The following is a 19,661-nucleotide window of genomic DNA, read 5'->3' on the forward strand; positions in this document are numbered from 1 at the left end:
ATGACCGCATCGATGGGAAGCAGCGACGAACCCACCGAGTCGTCCGGCGAGGGTTTGGGGCACCTGCGGGAGTCGGTTCGACCGCTCACCGTACTCGACGATGCGGAGCGGATCCGGTTGATCCGGTCGGAGAGGTGGATCGGGTATCCGCAGGCTCGTACGGTCATCGACCATCTGGAGACGTTGCTGTCGTGGCCGGACCGGCAGCGTATGCCGAACCTACTGTTGCTCGGTCCGACGAACAACGGCAAGTCGATGATCATCGAAAAGTTCCGGCGCACTCATCCGCCGATCAGCTTGTCCGACCGCGAGCAGATACCGGTGTTGTGCATGCAGATGCCCCCGGACCCGTCACCTGGCCGGTTCTACCTCGCACTGCTCACAGCGTTGGGAACACCGACCCGACCACGCAATCGGGTCCACGAACTCGAACAGCAAGCATTGATGCTGCTCCGCGCCACCGGCGTACGGATGTTGATCATCGACGAGCTCCACAATGTTCTCGCCGGCCGCGACAACGTCCGCCGCGAATTCTTGAACGTGCTGCGATTCCTGGGCAACGAACTACGCATTCCTCTTGTCGCCGTCGGAACCCGCGACGCCTACCTCGCCATCCGGACCGATCCTCAGCTGGAGAACCGATTCCACCCCATGACTTTGCCGGTCTGGACCAACACGGCCGACGCCAGATCACTGCTGGCCAGCTTCACCACGAGCTTCCCCCTCCGCAAACCCTCGCACCTGACATCACCGGAGATGACCGACTACCTCCTCACTCGCTCCGAGGGCACCATCGGTGAACTGACAACGCTGCTCACTGCCGCAGCAGTGACCGCCGTCGACAGCGGAGAGGAAGCGATCACCTCATCGGTGCTCACGCGCACTCCGTACGTCGGCCCCACGGAGCGCCGCCGCCAGTTCGAGCGCCACCTCGCATGAACGCGCGGCTCGCACCTATGCCCGATGATGCGTACGTTCGCCCGTGGCCGCTGCACCCGCAGCCACTGCCAGGTGAGGCCCTCTCGTCCTGGTTGGCCCGGATATGCGAGCTGTATCCGCACATCAGGCCTTCTGACCTGCTCGCAGACGTCGATATCGATTGTGCTGTCGAGGATCTCGACCGCTACACACCGGAGCCGATACTTGCCGAGCTGGCTGTTCGCGGCGCAGTTCCGGTAGAGAGGGTACGGATGATGACGTTGGCGGGGTGGACACCGTGGCTGCTCGACAGCACCGACCCCGCCGACTGCGACTTCGACACCTACGTCCACCAATTTTCGATCCTGCTACCGGCCGACCTCGCGAGGGAGGATCGACGACGCCGCACACCCACGAGCGAGGCATGGTTGCCGTGGGCTAGCACTCCGCGCAGTCGGGCATGCCCGGCATGTGTCGACAGCCTCGAATCCACTGCTGATATCAACATGACTCTGCTGCGTCAATATCCGGTGCTGAGCAGCTGCCTCGACCACCGTTGTCGACTCGAACCCTGCTCTGCTTTCCCTGGTCATGCGATCTTCTGGGATCAGGTCCGGTTCGGTTCGGACGAACGGGTCTCGCCCGTTCCGGTTTCTTCAGCGGTCACGGACCTCGATCGGCGCAGCACCGAGGCTCTGACGACGGGATGGGTGGAACTCGGCTCAGGCCGGGTACATGCCGCAGTGTGGTTCCGGCTTCTGCGCACCGTCGTCGACGAAGTGTCCTCGCCACTGGTTCGCACCGGACGGTGGGCGACGAGACTCGTTGCGATATGGAGGGCCGCCGGTCGTTCTCGCCCGTTGCGGACCGCGTGGGTTCCGTTCGAGGACCTGCACTGGGACGAGCAGGCGAAAGTCCTCGAGGCCGCAGCGATCGGCATCGCGATGGTCGAGAGCGGTGAGATCAATGCCGGCGGTGCGCACGCATCTCTGCTGCGCCCACGACCCTATGAGCCGGTCGATCCCGGGACACCTCCGACGCGCTCGTCCTATCCCGCACCCGAGCGCGATTTATGGGCTGACGCGCACGCTGCAGCCGAGGCCGCCATCGAGGCAGCGCGCGTCGATCCCGCATCCGCCAGTTCGTTGTACAACTTCCTGCGCTGGGGGTGCCGCACCGCAGCGGAGCTGGATGAGACGGTGCGACTGTTCGTCGACCACGGGATCCCGCTGCAACATCCGCCGACGTAGTTCTCGCCCGATGGAGCGGGGTCGTCCGCGACGCACACGCGGCGATGGCCGACAAGGCCCGTTTTGGCGGCGGTGTCACAGTCACCAACGTTATTTGTGCGGTGACCGACGAGAATTTTCCTTCCCGCACCGTCTTCGTCTAAATCCCTGCTCAGCGCGTTTCAACTCGAAAGAGCTGTCGGGGGTGCTCGCTACAGTCCCTGTCATGGCAGATCGGCAGCTAGGTGAGGTCCTGGACACGGATTCAGTCGTCCCGGTGAGGAGTGCGGAGGTGTTTCCGGACCTGTCGGGCGAGGTCGCCGCTCGGATCGAACGGTCGATGGCGTCGGCACGGTCCGGTGCTACCCGCCGCGCCTACGATTCGGCGTGGCGACGCTTCGAGACCTGGTGCACCGTCGCCGGGCACCACGCGTTGCCGGCGCATCCCGCTACGGTGGCGGCCTATCTCGTTGCGGCTGCCGACACGCTCACCGTCGACGGGACGCGGGCGTATGCGCCGTCGACGTTCGGCAAATGGATCGCGGCGGTCGCGGACCGCCACCGCGCTACCGGCTACGACAACCCGTGCGGGCACGAGATGGTGCGCGCCACTCTCTCGGGTATTCGGCGGGATTACGCGTCTGCGGGGGAGCGGCCCCGTAACCCGCGCGCACCGCTGCTGACCTCCGACATCACTACGATCGTCGATTACGCGCGTCGAGGTGGGGCCGGGTGGGCGTCGGAGGTCCTCGAACGCCGCGACACTGCGCTGCTCCTGATGGGCTACACCGGCGCATTCCGCCGCAGCGAACTCGTAGCGCTCGAATGCCGCGATGTCCACCGCGACCGCCTCGACGGCGCGCACGTACGTATCCGCAAATCGAAGACCGACCAGGACGGCACCGGAACCGTGAAAGCACTCCCGTTCACCGACCGCCACGAGTCATGTCCGGTCTGCGCGTGGGTGCGATGGCTGCAGATCGTCGCAGCGTTCGACACCGGCGGCAGAGTTGCTGTCATCCGAATACTTTCCCGCGCAGTGGAATTCGACTCCCATATCTGCCGCGGCACCCTTCCTGTAGTCGAGAAACGGTCCCCTCTGTTTCGGTCCGTCCGCAAGAACGGCAACCTCTCCGACACAGCCCTGTCCGGAGCCGCGGTGCACGCGGCGATCCGCCGCCGCGCTACTCGAGCTGGATACGGCCCCGACACCGTCGCCCAGCTCGGCGGGCATTCCCTCCGTTCCGGCTTCGTCACGCAGGCCTTCCGCAACGGTGCCGACGCGCATGCGATCATGCGCCAAACCGGGCACACCACACCCGCAATGGTCGAAACATACGCTCACGAGAATGCGCCACTGGTCGGCAACGCCGTCACCGAGCTCGGCCTATGACCAGGCACCCGACCGAACCAGTGAGCGGCGACGGGACGACAGGGGTAGATGCTGACCACGACGACCGCCCTTGTCCGATACGTGCATCGGACATCACGAACACGTCGATACCGAGGCGGGATCGGCACACGTGGTCACTGTTCGAGGACTGGTGCACCGCCCATGGCGAACCCCCATTGGCGGCCTCTCCTGAGTCACTTGCTCGGTTCCTGTATGCGCACCCCGCCGCGCCGACGACCCAACGCCGCCGGATCGCGGTGATCGACTCCGCTCATCATCGGCATCTATTACCTCCTCCAGGGCGCGCTGAGACCGTCCGGGCTGCGCTGGATGGGGCCCGCACGTCGCGCCTGCAGGAGGTGGCAGCCGTGATCGGCGGAATCATCGCCCGACTCCCCGAATACGGTTGGCCGTCAGCGTTGTTCGCGCGCAGAGACGCGCTGATCCTCACGCTCGCTACGACAGGTCTGCCGTACACGCAGATCGCGGCCCTGCGGGCATGCGATGTCACCGCCGATGCGGGTCTCGACGCCCTTCGCATCGAGACAGGCCGCGGCGTTCATACCCTCACCTCCCTCGCGCTGGCGGGGACGGGCATTTCTCCGCGCACGGTGTACCAGCGCTGGTGTGAGGTGCTCGGCCATCAGGCCCGGTATCCGAGCACCCGAATGCTCGCCGACGCTTTCGATGCCGTGGACGGCACCGGGCTCGGCGGATACGACCGGTATTTCGACCCGGCCGGTCAACATCCGCTGTCGACTGCGATCGACCGGTGGGGCCACACCCCGTTGGCTGCGACCCCGCTGACCGCCCGTGCGGTAGCGGGCATCGTGCGAATGCACTGGGACGGAAGGGCACCCACCCACCTGCAGCCCACTGCGCGGTCACAACATCCGGAGCAGATCGCGGCACCGGATCCAGTACCGCGGGTTCTACTCGACCCCGGCTACTACGAACGCGGAACGCTTGCGCGTAGACACGCCCACGGTCTTCTCGACGACGTGGACTCTGTCCTGGCCGATGTCGAAACCCGCGCGGACAGCCTGTTGGAAGCTCTCGTCGACTTTCTCGAATCGGAGACCGCACGCGTGCCGGCCGACACCGTCGAGTGACTAGTGGTTGGTACTCGGGTTTGCACACACTCTTCTTCTCACGGCAGGGAGGCGGTGACGTCTCAGAAATCTCCGAGATGAAGATCGATCAGGCCGCGAACGAACGAGGCATCGATCTCGACCCCGTTCTGCGGGGTCTACGTCGAATCCGGGTCGTCTGAGAGTCGGGGATTTCGGAAATCTTTCGGAGAGCGTCCGGTCCAGCGTTTGAAGGCGTGAGAGAAGTTGGCGAGGTCGCTGTATCCGAGTTCGGTAGCGATCTCGCTGACCGAAACCGATCGGTCGAGGAGCCGTAGCATCGCGCGCTCGTACAGCAGCGAGTGGCGCACCTTGCTATAGGTGGTTCCTTCTTCGGCAAGCCGCCGTTTCAACGTGCTACTCGACATCGACAATGCTTGTGCAACATCATGGTTGGTTCGCTGTCCGAGGTCCTTTTCCAACTGTTGCCTCACCTTCTCGGCGGATGACATGGACCCACTCCGCTGGGCGAGTGTTCGCTGCAGATCAGCGATAGCGAGACGATATGCGAGGGGGTCCGAGAAGCGACAAGCCTTGTTGAGGGTCTCCTCGGGTACGTGGACGAAGGAAATCGGAGCGTCGAAGAACCGGCGATTCGCCCCCGGACCTTCGTCGTGGCTCACCTCGGCCGGCTCCGGCCAGCTCAGATGGAGTGTCACCGGCGATATGTCACCGGCGAGCATGTCCAGCAGTCGTAGTAACGCCGACCCACCGTAGGTGATGACCAAGCAGTCCAGTGCGGAATCGCCTGTGTGCGCAGTGAGCCCGACGATCAGACCGTAGTCGCCGGTGTGGAACTGCGACTTCAACGCCGTGGAGATCAATGGTAGGTATGTCAGGAGATCGACGATCTCGGCGACCGAACCAGCGCTGATCAAAGGTGAACTCAGAGGCCCGAACGATGTCAACTGGGCCTGCTCGGCAAACGCAAATCCGAGTCGAGTGGCCTGGGCGATATCGAGTTCGGGATAGACCTCCCGAAACCACCGTATCGGTGCCTGAACGTCATGCTGAATGAGCGTCGCTTCACTGGTTCCTTCGCGGTGCATGATCACACGAAGCCGCGCGGCGGCGTCAGGGTCGAGTGCGCGGCGTTCGAGCAACTGAACGAACGCAAGCGGTGGCACGCCCTCGTCGCTCAGCTTCACGGTGACCCCTTTGACCCGAATTCACAAGTTTATGACTCCACCGAACATAGCCGTCACCCGCGTTTGCGACGACACTTTCGTCAATCACGCCGGAAAACGAGGAGTTGACATGGCAGCTGTAATTTTCGTCGCCCACGATGGTGAGAAGCACGAGGCGGCTCTGGTCGAAGGTCGCTCGCTGATGCAGATTGCAACCGACAATGCTGTGCCGGGGATCGATGGAGACTGTGGGGGCGAAACGGCCTGTGGCACCTGCCATGTGATCGTCGACCCGCAGTGGTCAGGAGAGGTGGGTCTGTCCGGCGCCGACGAGGAGGAGATGCTGGCGATGAACCCCGAGCGTGAACCCACGTCTCGGTTGTCGTGCCAGATGGTGGCCTCGGAAGCGTGGGATGGCCTGATCGTTCGAACACCTGAATTCCAATTGTGATGTGCGAAAGGCAGGCACGACAGCATGAAAGTTTCTGAGTCGATCGCCGACAAGGTCCAGTCGACCATCCCGATAGGGCTGCAGATCCAGGGCGCTCATTTGTACGACAAGACCCGACGGTGGGTGACTGGCACGAATGGCAAGAAGATCTTCGTCGAAAGTCCCATCCCACCGGTCGAGGATGTCGAGCTCGCCGACATCGACCTCAGTAACCCCTTTCTTTACAGACAAGGGCGGTGGCAGTCGTACTTCGAGCGCGTGCGGAACGAGGCACCGGTGCACTACCAACCCAATAGTCCGTTCGGCCCGTTCTGGTCGGTCACGCGCCATGCCGATATCGTGGCCGTCGACAAGAATCACGCTGTGTTCTCGGCCGAACCGTTCATCGTCATCGGCGTTCCGCCCCGGTTTCTCGATATCGAGATGTTCATCGCGATGGACCCACCACACCACGACAAGCAGCGCGCTGCCGTCCAGGGGGTTGTCGCACCGAAGAACCTCCGGGAGATGGAGGGACTGATCCGATCGCGCGTACGGGAGGTATTGGACGACCTCCCCTTGAACGAGCCGTTCGACTGGGTGCAGAATGTCTCGATCGAGTTGACAGCTCGGATGCTCGCAACTCTTCTGGATTTCCCCTACGAACAACGCCGCAAACTCGTCTACTGGTCCGATTTGGCAACCTCGATGGAGCAAGCCAACGGTGGGCCCTCGGACAACGACGAGGTGTTCGAAGGCATGCGTGACATGGCCCGTGGCCTCAGCGCTCTCTGGCATGACAAAGCAGCCAGGAGGTCTGCAGGGGAAGAGTCCGGTTTCGATCTGATCACCATGTTGCAGAGCAACGAGGACACCAAGGATCTGATCGATCGTCCGATGGAATTTCTGGGCAACCTCGTCCTGCTGATCGTCGGTGGCAACGACACCACGCGAAACTCGATGAGCGGTGGCGTTCTTGCGTTGAACCAATTCCCCGACCAGTTCGAGAAATTGAAGGCCAATCCCGATTTGATCCCCAACATGAACTCGGAAATCATCCGATGGCAAACACCCTTGGCGTACATGCGCCGAATCGCCAAAGCCGACACCGTTCTGAACGGACAATTCATCCGCAAGGGTGACAAATTGGTGATGTGGTATGCCTCGGGTAACCGCGACGAACGCGTTTTCGAGAATCCTGATGATTTCATCATCGATCGTGCCAATGCGCGCAATCACATCGCGTTCGGATTCGGTGTGCACCGGTGTATGGGCAATCGGCTGGCCGAAATGCAGCTGCGGATTCTGTGGGAGGAGTTGCTTCCCCGCTTCGAGAACATCGAGGTCGTCGGCGACCCCGAGTATGTTCAGTCGAATTTCGTGCGGGGCATCAGCAAGATGATGGTGCGCCTGACGCCTACTTCCAGCGTATGACATCGCAACGGGCGATCATCGTCGGCGCAAGCCATGCTGGGGCACAACTGGCAGCTAGTTTGCGCCAAGAAGGTTGGACAGGCGACATCGTCCTCATCGGTAACGAGTCTGCCGCTCCCTATCAACGCCCCCCGCTGTCGAAGGCATACCTGGCGGGCAAATGCGTACTCGACGATATCGCCATTCGCAGCACGGACTTCTACTCCAAGCAAGGTATTCAGCTCCTGAACGCGCAGGTGGAGACCATCGTTCGGTCGGAAGGCAACGTCGTTCTCGACACCGGGGAGAAGCTGGCCTACGACAAGCTCGCGCTGTGCACGGGAGCCCGCCCTCGTCGGCTCACCGTTCCCGGGGCCGATCTCCACGGGGTCTACTACCTGCGCACCGCAGCGGACGTCGAGAGGATACGTATGGCCACCGGCCCTGGCCAGCGGGTGGTGATCGTCGGAGGCGGCTACATCGGACTCGAGACAGCGGCATCGCTGCGCGCACTGGGCGTACAGGTCACAGTCCTCGAGGCAACTGGGCGTGTGCTCGAGCGGGTCACTGCTCCCGAGGTATCGACGTTCTTCGAGCGGATACATCGCGAACAGGGAGTCGACATCAGAACGAACGCGATGGTTCAGGGCCTGTCCGGTGACCGTGAGGTTCGTGAAATCACCTTGGCCAGCGGAGAATCGATCCCCGCAGATCTGGTCATCGTCGGTGTCGGCGTCGAGCCGAACACCGACCTCGCCGCCGATGCGGGTCTTGTCATCGACAACGGCATCGTGATCGACGATCACACTCGGACCAACGACCCCGACATCATGGCGGCGGGGGACTGCGCGAGCCACGACATGGCCCGTTACGGCCGTCGACTACGGTTGGAGTCCGTCTCGAGCGCAGGAGAGCAGGCCAAAGTCGCTGCGTCGACCGCCTGCGGGAAGTCCAGAAAAATCGAAGCGTTGCCGTGGTTCTGGTCGGATCAGTATCACTTCAAGCTGCAGATCGCCGGCCTCAACACTGGATACGACGAAGTGGTTCTCAGCGGTGACCCCACCCGCGACAGTGATTTCAGTTGCTTCTATCTCCAGGCCGGTGAGCTCATTGCCGCCGACTGCATAGGTCGCCCGCGCGAGTTCATGTACAGCAAACGGGTGATCGCCCAGCGACTCCCCGTCCAACGCGAAGACCTGATGCTCGGCGGACTCGCGCGCAACTGACCGATCCTTCGGTCGTTGTGCACACAACAGCAACCGGTTTGCTCAGAGAAGGGAACATCAGCGATGACCATGACAGACCGCCCGCCCGGAGCACATACTACGCAGCCACCACACGCATACCTGGGAGCAACGGACTTCCTCGACATCGAGCACGAATCCGTGCGGGCGTTCACCGCCGCGGCAATCGGAGATGCGAGCAGCGACCGTGACAAGGCCAGACGCCTCTTCGCCGCCGTCCGCGACCGAATCTGGTACGACCCATACACCGTGTCGGACGATCCGGCCCACTATCGAGCGAGCTTCGTCCTCGAGGCCGGGCGCGCTTACTGCGTCCCGAAGGCGGTGCTGTTGACCGCAGTGTGCCGGGCGGCGGGTATCCCAGCACTGCTCGGCTTCGCCGACGTCCGAAATCACCTGCAGACCGAGACGTTGCGCACGCTGATGGGCGGCACCGACCTGTTCGTCTACCACGGCTACAGTCGCCTCTACATCGAGGGCCGGTGGTTGAAGGCCACGCCGGCATTCAATGTCGAGTTGTGCGCTCGTTTCGGCGTGCCGCCAGTGGAATTCGACGGCGATCGCGATGCTCTCATGCATGCCTTCACCGCAGACGGAGCCCAGCACATGGAGTATGTCCGCGAGCGAGGAGTCTTCGACGACCTACCCTTGAACGCGATCTTGACGGTGCTTCGGCACGCCTACGGCCCCACGATCTTCACGGGCGCTCACCCACTCGATGATGTTTTCACCGGCCGCACCCGGCCGGACGAAACTCCCGGGGATCGAAACCTTCCGCGGGAGTCTCGATGAACACAAGCGGTGAGAACATACGCGCCGAACCCCGTATCGCGGCCGACTGCCGATCGGTCGGAGCTCTCTCCGCGAACAATCGCGATCGTGAACACTCGGACCGCCTCGGACACCTTCGAATCGGGTGAGCCGATACCTGCTGGCAGAGCTGTGCCACATGACTGTCTCGTCGCCGCGGCCGTGGTAAGGCCGACACCGGAAGTTGCACCGAACAGACGAGACTCGCTCTGCCGCTGGAATTGCGGCTGCGGGCGATGAACGACCGATCCGAACGCCTCCCCGGGCACGAGACGACGCGCGATACCCATATCCCTCTCCCGTGTGCGCAGCCGCTACCGCGAGAGCGGGCCGACAGGCGTCTACCGATGTCTCTCATCTATGCAAGGAGCGCAGCAGATGACAAACAACGCACCTCACACCCCCGCCAGGACCGTGGCGATCACAGGTGGAGCTCGCGGCATCGGCTATCAGACAGCGAAGGAGTTGATTCGACGAGGCCACCGGGTCGCCATCGGCGACATCGACGAGGCACGTGCGAAGGAGGCCGCCGCCGAACTCGGGGTGAAGGTCGTCACCCGACTCGACGTCACCGAACCTGACTCGTTCACAACGTTTCTGGACCTGGTCGAACGTGAACTCGGACCCCTCGACATCCTGATCAACAACGCGGGCATCATGCCTACCGGCCACGCCCACGAAGAGGACGATGCAGTAACCCGGCGTCAAGTCGAGATCAACGTCCTGGGTGTCATCTTCGGGACCAAACTGGCTCTTCAGCGCATGCTGCCGCGCCGCACCGGACACATCATCAACACTGCGTCATTGGCCGGCGAGCTCGCGGTACCTGGTTTGGCGACCTACTGCGCTACCAAGTTCGCAGTCATCGGATTCACAGAGGCCGCACGACTGGAGTACCGCAAGTCAGGGGTTCGACTGTCCACAGTCCGCCCGACGTTCACCAACACCGAACTCGTCGCCGGAACCGCCGGCGCAAAGGGATTACGCAACGCCGAGCCGGAGGAAATCGCCCGCGCGACAGCAGATCTGATCGAGAATCCACGCCCCTTCGTCCGCGTCACCCGTCTCGCAGGCGCAATGGTCGCGGCGGTGAAATTCGTCCCCCGGCGGCTGGCGACCGGACTGGGTGCGGCCCTGAACACAGATTCGGTGTTCCTCGCGGACGTCGACATGACTGCTCGCCGAACGTATCTCGACAGAATCCAGAACAGCTGAGCATGCCGACACGCGCGCTCGACCAACCACCCGAAAGGCAGCCACAGTGACCCCCACGACTCTGATCGAGAACTATCCCCACCGGATGGGAGGGCACTGCGGGTCAGGTGCAATGCGAGACCTTCTCCAGTGGCACGGTCTGGGATGGGACGGACCACCCGACGAGGGGTTGGTGTTCGCACTGGGTGGTGATCTCGGTTTGTCCTACCTGCGATCGGACGACCTGGTCCCACCGATGTACCTGGTCGGCCGCGGTGCCGACTTCGAGATCGACTTACCGCGCAGGCTCGGCGGACAAGTCGAGGTTCTCACGACCGACGATCCCGGTGAGGGATGGTCATGGGTTCGCGACGACATCGATGCGGGAAGACCCAGTCTGGTCTGGGCCGATATCGCTGAGCTGCCCTACTTACGGGTGAAACTGCAGATGAGTCGCCACGACATCGTGGTGATCGGCTACGACGAGATCGGGGGGACTGCCTCGGTCGTCGACAACGATCGGGCCGACGTGCAGAAGATCCCGCTCGACGCGCTGGCTCGGGCGCGATCTTCCACCTCGTTCCCGCAACCGACACGTCACTGCACGTACCGAATCACGTGGCCGCAGACACTGCCGCCCGTGTCGACTGCCGCGGCCGCGGCCTTCGCCCGATCCGCCGCCAGCATGCACGCCCCATCGACACCGGGAATAGCCGACCACATACCAGCAGCCGGTGCCGACGGTTTGGCCGCGGTCGACCAGCTGGCAACCGACGTCAAGAGCTGGGTCGACCTTCCGCCCGATGACCTCGAGACGCTGCTGTTCAGTCTCGGTATCTTCATCGAAAAGGCCGGAACCGGAGGCGGGCTCTTTCGTCGGCTTCTCGCCGACGGCTGTACCGAGATTGCACGTCTGACCGGTGATCCCGCTACCGCAGACCTCGCGGTGGCCGCCGATCACTGCGCCCAGGCCTGGACCGAAACTGCCCGCGCCGGAACACAACGCGGTCTCGATGTACGAACACGCGCAGCTGCGGTGGCCGTGTCGGCTGCCAGACTGTCGGAACTCGAGCTGATCCTGGTGGAGTCCCTGGAGTCTGCTTCACGCTCGCTGTCCGCCATCACGAGATGATGCCCACCGTCGTTCGATGGCGCGCGGTACACGGGGCGCATCGCACTGTGCTGCAGCTGTCGTCGCCGACACCGTACGCCCTGGCGACCTCACTGATCGGCTTGGAAGAGTCGATGACCTCTCGGCACAGTTCGTCTTTGAACTCGGTGCTGAAAGATCGACGCGATCTGCTCATGCTTGTAGATCCCTATTCCAAGCGGGTCTAGTGTCCGAATCCCTGGGCCGATCAGATCACGACGCCAGCCACTGGGCTGCGGGGTGGATGACCCTCATCTGCAACCTCGCCGACGTTTTCAACGCGCGGTTCACTTCTGACATAGTGCAGTTTATCTATCGAAACTAACAGCGGTGCAGGCCGAGCGCACGATGACGCGACAGACTCGGCACAATTTTTTTTCACGACAGAGAGGTCCGACCATGAAAAGAGTTCCGGACGAGGTCAGCGGGTCGGCCGGCCCGGCTGTCGAGAACTGGGCGCGCTCGTTCTGGAGCACGAGTTTCGACTCGCCTGATCTACCGCCCCACCACCCCGACTGTCTTGGTTGTGGGCCGCAGAACCCGCACGGCCACGCCCTGTCGGTCCAGCGTGACGAGAACGGCGTGGTGGCTCACCATGTGTTCGATCAACGTCATGTCGGGGCACCCGGGATAGCACACGGAGGCGCGGTGGCGACCGTTCTCGACGATCTGTTCGGCTTCCTGCTCTACACAGTGGGTGAGCTCGCCGTGACGCGGCGTCTCGAGCTCGACTACCTGGCGCCGGTTCTGCTCGGCACTCCATACGTATTGCGTGCTGCCGTTCGGTCTCGTGATGGGCGCAAACTGGATCTCACGGCCACGATGGACGATGCGCAGGGCCGCTCGGTAGCCACCGCTACTGCCCTGTTCGTGGTGGTCGAGGTCGAACACTTCATGCAGTCCCAAGCCCGAGCCCAACTCCGGGCCACGGACACGAATCACACCGAAGAATAGACACCCTGGCCGACCTTCACCGACGTCCATCACCCGCGGTGGCTGTCGTACGGCTGCGTCTACCTGGCGCAAAGACGGCGAGGACGAGTGCCCCAGCGGCGGTCAGCGCCGCCAACGACAGTGTCGCCTGACCACTTCCGTGTACGAATGCGGCTCTGGCGAACTCGGCCAGCGGCTGACCAGCTGGTCCTGCGCGGTCGGCGACCTGTAACGCGGCGGCCAGAGAATCGGCCACCGGACCACGGGCAGGCTCGGGTAGCTGGGGCAGAGCCGGCTGAATGTGCTGAACGTAACCGGCCGCGAGCACGCTACCGGCTACCGCAATCCCAATCGCGGCACCGATTTCGCGAGCTGCGTCGTTGACCGCGGCAGCCACCCCGTGCTTGGCCTCAGGAGTGTCCGAGACGATGGCGAAAGTCGCAGGGGCGGTACACAACCCCAAACCCGCACTCATGATGAGCAAGGGCCACAGCAGGTCAGGGTAAGTCGCCGCGACGGTCAGTCTGCTCACCATCACCAGTCCCGCCGCGATGGTGAGCAGACCTACAGTGGTCATCACCCGCAGCCCAACAATGTTCGACAGCCAGGGTGCAATCACCGAGATCACGATGAGCGGCACGACCATAGGGGTCAACGCCAACGCGGCGGTGAGCGGTCCATAACCGAGAATCAACTGCAGATACTGCACCAACAGCAAGAACACCCCGAAGGTCACCAGAAATTGGATACAGACAGACAGCGCGCCGGCACCGAAACCACGGCGGGCGAACAACCGGACATCGAGTAGGGGTGCCGAGGAACGTAGTTCTACGACGACGAACACCGCAACCGCAAACAAGCCCACCGCAGTGCTGATGGCGACGAGCGAATCCGACCAGCCACGGGCCGGAACCTCGATCACAGCGAAGACGATCGCCCCGACCGCGACAACTACGGTCACCGCGCCCACCCAATCGACCGGTGGATGCTCCTGCTGGCGGGACTCCGCGATACTGCATGCCAACCCGGCCAGAACCGCTCCGGCGACGGTCAACCCGACGAACACCGAGGTCCACGACCACTGCTCGAGCAGCACACCAGCCCCGAGGATGCCCAGGACCGCCCCGGATCCAGCAACCCCGGCCCACACACCTACAGCGCGGCCGCGATGCGCCGGTGGAAATCCCGCGGTCAGTATCGACAGCGTCGAGGGCATGACCAGCGCCGCACCCGCCCCAGCCAACGCGCGAGCAGCGATCAGCCACGCCGGGTCGGCGAGAAACAAGGGCAATGCCGACGCGAAAGCGAACAACGCCAACCCCGCCACGAGCACCCCCCGGCGACCGTACCGGTCACCGATCGCACCGGCAGGCAGAACGAAGCACGCCAAAACCAACGTATAACCGTCGACTATCCAGGTCAGTTGGGCTTGCGTCGCCCCTGTCGCGACCGCGATCTGGGGCAACGCTGAATACAATGCTGCCATTGCGGCCACCACCAACGCGACTGCCATGCACGACACAATCAACATCCACCACTGGGCACCGCTCCATCGAGCGACGCTGGCAGAGTCGGATCTACGTTCGTTCAACGGCCAGCCTCCCAGTTCGAGACTGATCGTCTCGGTTCGAGACTATTAGTATCACAACTCTGCGGGTGTGACAGAATGATCAATCGAGGACATGTCTTGTCAGTCAAATGGAGCGGAGCCCGTTCATGGTCGACCCTCTCGTTGCAACCGAGGGCTCGGCCGACCCCCGGCTGGCGCGCTCACGTAACCGGTTACTCGAAGCGGCCGGTCAGCTGCTGTCCACCGGCGGTGTGGAGGCGGTCACCGTGGAGGCGGTCACCCGCATGTCGAAGGTTGCACGTGCCACTCTGTACCGACATTTCGGAAGTACCACTGACCTGCTCGCTGCAACCTTCGAGCGACTATTACCCCCAGTCGACACCGATATCGATACCGGTCCGCTACGTGAACGTCTGATTTCGTTGCTCACCACCCAAGCCGACCTCATCGACCAAGCTCCGGTGCAGATGACCACGCTGGCCTGGCTGGCAATGGGGCCCGTCAACAGCGGCGACGCCAGCCGGCGCGATCTCGATCCTGGCGCGGTGGTCTCGCTTCGGGCCCGTGTCATAGAGCAATACCGCAGGTCCCTGGATCAGATCCTGACGGCGCCTGACGCTCGCGCTGTGCTCGGCGAGATCGACACCACCTTCGCCCTCATTCAGCTCCTCGGACCGATAGTGTTCGCTCGCCTCACAGGACTGCGCCACATCCACGCCGACGACTGCATCCAAATCGTCGACAACTTTCTCGCCGCCCATGCCGCAAGTGTCCGATCGAGCACTTCGCGCGACAACAGCCGTCCATGGCCGGCCGCGGCGCTAGACCCGCAGCTCACCGACGGCCAGTAAAACTTGATGGGAAATTTCACCATCAATGCGCTATCCAGTCAGGGATCGCAGCGCTCACTGGATAAGGCCGGACGTGTGCTCGAGAACTCGGAGTTGCACTGCAGTGCACTTCTGACATCGTGCAGCCGTCTTCTGAAACTGACAGTCACGCCACAGTTCGAGTCCGCGAAATGACTCGATCCTCTCGAGACGACGGCGCTGTTGTGACAGCACTGCGTCGGCGCGGACCTCGACGACTGCCAACACAAGTGCGCGCTTTCCGGCGAAGTGCTGGTAGAGCTGTGACTTCGAGGTTTCGCTCGTGGCCCGGACGTCGGCCAGGGTCGTGGAAGCAACACCGCGCTCGTACATCAACTGATCGGCCGCATCGACGATTCGTGCCTTCGTTGCGGCACCGCGCGTGGTCAAGCGGCGCGGGCGAGAGCCGCTAACGCTGTCGGTCATCTCCCCAGGCTAACTACACCGGTGTCGAGATCAGGGCTTCGCGGCCGGGCCGGGCCGAAAGATGGCCCGCGCCCGACCGGACGACCGCTACGCTCCCGCGCCCGACGAACTCCGATCAGGCAGCACCCAACCATCGCGGGGGAAGTGGCAGGTGTAGCCGTTCGGATATTTCTGCAGGTAATCCTGATGCTCGGGCTCAGCCTCCCAGAAAGGGCCGATCGGCTCGATCGTGGTGACCGCCTTACCTGGCCACAAACCCGACGCGTCCACATCGGCGATCGTGTCGCGGGCGATCCGCTCCTGTTCCGGTGTGACGGGGAAGATCGCGGACCGGTAGCTGGTGCCGCGGTCGCCTCGCTGTCGGTTCAGCGTGGTGGGATCGTGGATCTGGAAGAAGAGCGCCAGGATGTCGCGATAGGTCGTCTCTGAGGGGGCGAACACGATCTCGATGGCTTCGGCGTGGCCCGGGTGGTTGCGATACGTCGGATGCTCGTTATGTCCGCCGGTGTATCCGACGCGGGTCCCGAGTACCCCGGGATGACGGCGGATCAGGTCCTGCATCCCCCAGAAGCACCCGCCGGCCAGGACGGCCGTTTCCGCTGTCGCGCCGCTCGTGATCGTCTCGGTGTTGTTGATCTCGTTGGTCATGAGGCCGCTCCGTTCGAGGAATTTTGGTCGGTGTCGAACAACGTGGCGAAGTCGCCGTACCCTTCTTCGACCAGCCTGGAAGCGGGTACGAAGCGCATTGCGGCCGAGTTCATGCAGTACCTCTGGCCGCCGGGTTTCGGTCCGTCAGGGAACACGTGCCCGAGGTGGCTGTCGGCACCTGCCGAGCGCACCTCTGTGCGGCTCATCCCGTATGTCCGATCCACCTCGGTCGTAACGGCGGCGGCGTCGATGGGGGCGGTGAAACTGGGCCATCCTGTGCCGCTGTCGTATTTGGCGGTGGACGAGAACAGCGGCTGACCCGAGACGATGTCGACGTAGATGCCCGGTTCGTGGTGGTCCCAGTACTCGTTGCGGAACGCCGGCTCGGTCCCGCCCTGCTGCGTCACCCGAAGTTGCATGTCGTTGAGGCGGCTGACCGACTCAGGAGTCTTGCGGTAGTCGTTCGTCATCACGTGGGCTCCTCCTTGCGAATGGCGCGGCGGCCGCGCCATCGTATCGTTTAACGGACCTATGGGTCCAGATATTCCTGGCTATCTGCCGTAAGCTCCAGGCTGGATCGAAAGTGAGAAACCCGTTGGAAAAGCAATATTCGCCGCGAAAGTCCTAGGTTTTCCGATATATTCCAGTCACAAAACTGGACCCCAAAGTCCATATTTGGGTACTTAAACAGGAAGGGGACCGTGAGCTGCGCGAGGACCCGCGCCGAGGGCGTTCGCCGAGGAGCTCAACCGTTCCCCGACACGGCTGTCGGAGCACGACTCCAGACTTCCGGTCCAACTCGACGCTCGGTGATATGAAACAGTTTTCGGTTCCGTTCGCGTAGGCCGCGGTAGTGAATGCCCGAGGAAAGGTGCAGTCGTGGGAGTTATCAACAGTGGTTTCGGAAATCAGCGAAGGTCCACCGACGCTCGACTGCCCCCCGGGCAGACCCTCGCCCACGACTGGCCGGTGCTCTCGATAGAACCGACGCCGGCAATCGACGAGAGCCAATGGAGCTTTACGATCACGACCGAGGACAAAGTCGCACACCGGTGGAACTGGCATGAGCTGCAGAAGGTGGGCGTCGAGAACATCGTCACCGATATTCACTGCGTCACTCACTGGACCAAGCTGGACATGGCCTGGCGGGGTGTTTCGTTGGACCTGTTGTTCGACGATGTCGAGACCAGCTGCGACTACGTGATGGTTCATAGCTCCGGCGGTTACACCACGAACCTGCCGCTCGAAGATCTCCTCGATGGGCAGGCCTGGATAGCCACCGAGGCGGAAGGAGAACCACTCACACCCGAACATGGCGGTCCGGCCCGACTCCTGGTGCCCCACCTCTACTTCTGGAAGAGCGCGAAGTGGGTTCTCGGAATGGAGATGTTGCCCTCGGACGAACCGGGGTTCTGGGAACAGAACGGCTACCACCTTCGGGGCGACCCATGGCGGGAAGAGCGCTACTCGTGACAACCTCGAGCGGCGTCCAGTGGCATCTCGGGCGGGTGATCAGTCGGCGTTTCGAGAATCCATCGGCCGTGCGCCTCGAATTGGATGTGCCGACGTGGCCCGGTAACGACGCCGGAGCTCATGTGGATGTCCGGCTCACGGCACCGGACGGATACCAGGCGTCTCGGTCCTACTCTCTTGCGTCCTCGGGTGAGTCAACTCGCGTGGTTCTGATGGTCCAGGAACTGCCCACGGGCGAGGTGTCACCGTTTCTCGTACGTCACCTCGCGGAGGGTGAGGATGTCGAGGTGCAAGGACCTCTCGGACGCTTTTTCGTCTGGTCCCGCTCCGATACCGACCGCTCTCCTATCCAGCTCATCGCGGGCGGATCCGGAGTCGTGCCGTTGTTCGCGATTGCGTCCGCACGCGAACGCGAGGCGGACAGCTCCGACTGTCGGTTGTTGTACTCGGTCCGCAGTCCGCGAGACGAGATGTTCGCCGACGAGCTCGTAGGGTTGACACGAACTACCGTCGACATCGTGCACACCCGACAGTCCGCACCTGGATTCCAGGAGGGCGGGCGGTTGACCCGGAATACGATCGCCGAGCGGACGTTCGCCGCATCACGGTCTCCGCGCGTATTCGTTTGCGGGCCATCGCCGTTCGTGGAAGCCGTCACCGGGTGGCTTGTCGACCTCGGCCACGATGCAGCGCGGATCCGTACCGAACGATTCGGCGGCAGTTCGTGACTCGAGTCGATGCAAACAGGCACGTCGCCGGGTCGTCGGTATCGGCCTCCTGCCTCAGTTCACCGGAGCGCTGCATTCGCTGCAGACCGTCGGAGAAGTGGCGCTGCCACGCGTCGAAGCCGTCGGCCAGATCCTGCCGGGCCGTCTCCGGAGGGACCGGCGGCTCGTTGGCCATTGATCCGGAAGGGCAACTGTCCGTCTCCTATTTGCAGTCATCACCTTCACAAGTGCGTTCAGGCTCGACCGAAGCATGTAAGGCTCGATCTCGTTCCCATTGTTCGAGGGCGGTGGTGACCGCGGAACCGATCGAGTGCAGGTCGGCCTCGGTGTTCTGTGAAATCACGAAGGTCTCGATGTCTCGCGCGCGGTCACGATCGGACTCGCGGCGTTGAGAAAGCAGGATCAGCGGTCCTTGCAAGGCAGCAATGATCGCCAGAACCGTTCCCAGATAGTCGAGCATGGCTGACGACTCCGGATCGAAGATCGGCCGGATGGCGTTGATCACGAACCACGCAAAGATGGACAGCAACATGATCAGCAGGAAGGGCCAGGATCCGGCGACGCCGGCCACCCACGCCGCAGCCTTGTCTCCGGGGCTGGACCGCGACTCCCTGAACATGCTGAGTTGGTGCCCGCAGTGCGGACACGCGAACATCTCTCGGCCGACGGCATGACCGGAGTGCCCGGACATCTCGTGGCCGTGAATACCGGCAGTCTCAGCGGGGGTGACGGTTTCCGGTGACCGTCGGCCTGTTTCCTCTGGCCGCTCATCGCTCATCGTTGCAGTCCTTCCGGTGCGCTCTCGTCCGCAGTGAACGACTCTTCGACTGCCTGCACGCGGAAGCTACTGTGCCAGCTTTTTGTGGACCGTCAAGTCCAAATTCTGTTATGTTCGGCTTCGTGGCACCAAGTTTCTGTACTGTCTGCATCGCCTCGAAGATCTGCGGGCCGGAAGCCGGTAGGTCACTGCGCGGCG

The 19,661-nt window shown here is 63.0% G+C and carries 22 protein-coding genes and 1 pseudogene; 15 read left to right on the plus strand and 8 right to left on the minus strand.

The window, feature by feature from the left end; translation table 11 throughout:
- From CH286_RS25920 to CH286_RS25935, 4 genes are all read left to right on the plus strand, one after another.
- Complete coding sequence (locus tag CH286_RS25920) at nt 1-939, plus strand: TniB family NTP-binding protein (protein WP_094610788.1); 939 nt, start codon at nt 1-3, stop codon at nt 937-939.
- A complete protein-coding gene (locus tag CH286_RS25925) occupies nt 936-2,168 on the plus strand; it encodes a TniQ family protein (protein WP_094610789.1) in 1,233 nt (410 codons plus the stop codon). The genes CH286_RS25920 and CH286_RS25925 overlap by 4 nt, the downstream gene beginning before the upstream one ends.
- A gap of 205 nt (nt 2,169-2,373) precedes the next feature.
- Nucleotides 2,374-3,540 (plus strand): site-specific integrase, encoded by a 1,167-nt coding sequence (locus tag CH286_RS25930; RefSeq protein WP_032364181.1) that lies wholly within the window; start codon nt 2,374-2,376, stop codon nt 3,538-3,540.
- Nucleotides 3,541-3,908: 368 nt separating this feature from the next.
- Nucleotides 3,909-4,652, plus strand: coding sequence for a recombinase (locus CH286_RS25935; protein WP_230591063.1), 744 nt, complete (start codon nt 3,909-3,911; stop codon nt 4,650-4,652).
- Nucleotides 4,653-4,789: 137 nt separating this feature from the next.
- Here the strand turns inward: CH286_RS25935 and CH286_RS25940 are convergent, their stop codons facing one another.
- The gene (locus CH286_RS25940) at nt 4,790-5,818 is read right to left on the minus strand and encodes a helix-turn-helix domain-containing protein (RefSeq protein ID WP_052047647.1); all 1,029 of its coding nucleotides are present in this window, start codon (nt 5,816-5,818) and stop codon (nt 4,790-4,792) included.
- Nucleotides 5,819-5,927: 109 nt separating this feature from the next.
- Between CH286_RS25940 and CH286_RS25945 the strand changes: the two genes are divergently transcribed.
- The 6 genes from CH286_RS25945 (at nt 5,928) to CH286_RS25970 (ending at nt 12,020) form a co-directional block, all read left to right on the plus strand.
- Nucleotides 5,928-6,248 (plus strand): 2Fe-2S iron-sulfur cluster-binding protein, encoded by a 321-nt coding sequence (locus tag CH286_RS25945; protein WP_024793405.1) that lies wholly within the window; start codon nt 5,928-5,930, stop codon nt 6,246-6,248.
- A 24-nt stretch (nt 6,249-6,272) separates the two neighbouring features.
- Complete coding sequence (locus CH286_RS25950; RefSeq protein WP_032364182.1) at nt 6,273-7,661, plus strand: cytochrome P450; 1,389 nt, start codon at nt 6,273-6,275, stop codon at nt 7,659-7,661.
- A complete protein-coding gene (locus CH286_RS25955; protein WP_032370840.1) occupies nt 7,658-8,866 on the plus strand; it encodes an NAD(P)/FAD-dependent oxidoreductase in 1,209 nt (402 codons plus the stop codon). Before CH286_RS25950 ends, CH286_RS25955 begins: the two co-directional genes overlap by 4 nt.
- Before the next feature lie 69 nt (nt 8,867-8,935).
- On the plus strand, nt 8,936-9,676 hold the full coding sequence (locus CH286_RS25960; protein ID WP_032370982.1) for a transglutaminase-like domain-containing protein: 741 nt from the start codon (nt 8,936-8,938) through the stop codon (nt 9,674-9,676).
- A gap of 396 nt (nt 9,677-10,072) precedes the next feature.
- On the plus strand, nt 10,073-10,909 hold the full coding sequence (locus tag CH286_RS25965) for an SDR family oxidoreductase (protein WP_032364247.1): 837 nt from the start codon (nt 10,073-10,075) through the stop codon (nt 10,907-10,909).
- Between the two features lie 46 nt (nt 10,910-10,955).
- Complete coding sequence (locus CH286_RS25970) at nt 10,956-12,020, plus strand: BtrH N-terminal domain-containing protein (protein ID WP_032382558.1); 1,065 nt, start codon at nt 10,956-10,958, stop codon at nt 12,018-12,020.
- Nucleotides 12,021-12,075: 55 nt separating this feature from the next.
- Here the strand turns inward: CH286_RS25970 and CH286_RS28315 are convergent.
- Nucleotides 12,076-12,195, minus strand: a pseudogene (locus tag CH286_RS28315) (transposase); the annotation flags it as partial.
- 242 nt (nt 12,196-12,437) lie between these two features.
- On the opposite strand from CH286_RS28315, the gene CH286_RS25980 reads away from it, so the two are divergent.
- Nucleotides 12,438-12,992: a PaaI family thioesterase gene (locus CH286_RS25980; RefSeq protein ID WP_032364186.1), complete on the plus strand. Its 555-nt coding sequence runs from the start codon at nt 12,438-12,440 to the stop codon at nt 12,990-12,992.
- A 16-nt stretch (nt 12,993-13,008) separates the two neighbouring features.
- Here the strand turns inward: CH286_RS25980 and CH286_RS25985 are convergent, their stop codons facing one another.
- Nucleotides 13,009-14,484, minus strand: a complete 1,476-nt coding sequence (locus tag CH286_RS25985) for an MFS transporter (protein WP_371128951.1) — start codon at nt 14,482-14,484, stop codon at nt 13,009-13,011.
- Between the two features lie 203 nt (nt 14,485-14,687).
- On the opposite strand from CH286_RS25985, the gene CH286_RS25990 reads away from it, so the two are divergent.
- Entirely contained in the window at nt 14,688-15,392 is a 705-nt protein-coding gene (locus CH286_RS25990; RefSeq protein WP_032364248.1) for a TetR/AcrR family transcriptional regulator, read from the plus strand.
- Between the two features lie 54 nt (nt 15,393-15,446).
- Here CH286_RS25990 and CH286_RS25995 read toward each other — a convergent pair whose 3' ends face one another.
- The 3 genes from CH286_RS25995 to msrB form a co-directional block, all read right to left on the minus strand.
- On the minus strand, nt 15,447-15,836 hold the full coding sequence (locus CH286_RS25995) for a TetR/AcrR family transcriptional regulator (protein WP_255139202.1): 390 nt from the start codon (nt 15,834-15,836) through the stop codon (nt 15,447-15,449).
- Between the two features lie 87 nt (nt 15,837-15,923).
- Nucleotides 15,924-16,484 (minus strand): peptide-methionine (S)-S-oxide reductase MsrA, encoded by a 561-nt coding sequence (msrA, locus tag CH286_RS26000; RefSeq protein ID WP_032385464.1) that lies wholly within the window; start codon nt 16,482-16,484, stop codon nt 15,924-15,926.
- The gene (gene msrB / locus CH286_RS26005) at nt 16,481-16,954 is read right to left on the minus strand and encodes a peptide-methionine (R)-S-oxide reductase MsrB (RefSeq protein WP_032385463.1); all 474 of its coding nucleotides are present in this window, start codon (nt 16,952-16,954) and stop codon (nt 16,481-16,483) included. Before msrB ends, msrA begins: the two co-directional genes overlap by 4 nt.
- A gap of 409 nt (nt 16,955-17,363) precedes the next feature.
- Here msrB and CH286_RS26010 point away from each other — a divergent pair, with 409 nt between their 5' ends.
- The gene (locus CH286_RS26010) at nt 17,364-17,957 is read left to right on the plus strand and encodes a molybdopterin-dependent oxidoreductase (protein WP_032385462.1); all 594 of its coding nucleotides are present in this window, start codon (nt 17,364-17,366) and stop codon (nt 17,955-17,957) included.
- Complete coding sequence (locus CH286_RS26015; RefSeq protein ID WP_170949168.1) at nt 17,954-18,685, plus strand: FAD-binding oxidoreductase; 732 nt, start codon at nt 17,954-17,956, stop codon at nt 18,683-18,685. Before CH286_RS26010 ends, CH286_RS26015 begins: the two co-directional genes overlap by 4 nt.
- On the opposite strand, the gene CH286_RS28485 is transcribed toward CH286_RS26015, so the two are convergent.
- Together CH286_RS28485 and CH286_RS27970 are read right to left on the minus strand one after the other, a co-directional pair.
- On the minus strand, nt 18,612-18,860 hold the full coding sequence (locus CH286_RS28485; protein ID WP_371828738.1) for a hypothetical protein: 249 nt from the start codon (nt 18,858-18,860) through the stop codon (nt 18,612-18,614). The two genes, CH286_RS26015 and CH286_RS28485, sit on opposite strands and share 74 nt — an antisense overlap.
- A gap of 27 nt (nt 18,861-18,887) precedes the next feature.
- Nucleotides 18,888-19,217: a DUF1003 domain-containing protein gene (locus CH286_RS27970; RefSeq protein WP_176456964.1), complete on the minus strand. Its 330-nt coding sequence runs from the start codon at nt 19,215-19,217 to the stop codon at nt 18,888-18,890.
- Between CH286_RS27970 and CH286_RS27975 the strand changes: the two genes are divergently transcribed.
- Nucleotides 19,216-19,359 (plus strand): hypothetical protein, encoded by a 144-nt coding sequence (locus tag CH286_RS27975; protein ID WP_176456965.1) that lies wholly within the window; start codon nt 19,216-19,218, stop codon nt 19,357-19,359. The genes CH286_RS27970 and CH286_RS27975 overlap by 2 nt on opposite strands.
- Nucleotides 19,360-19,661: the final 302 nt, after the last annotated feature.

Source organism: Rhodococcus sp. WWJCD1 (assembly GCF_002258735.1).
Classification (GTDB): domain Bacteria; phylum Actinomycetota; class Actinomycetes; order Mycobacteriales; family Mycobacteriaceae; genus Rhodococcoides.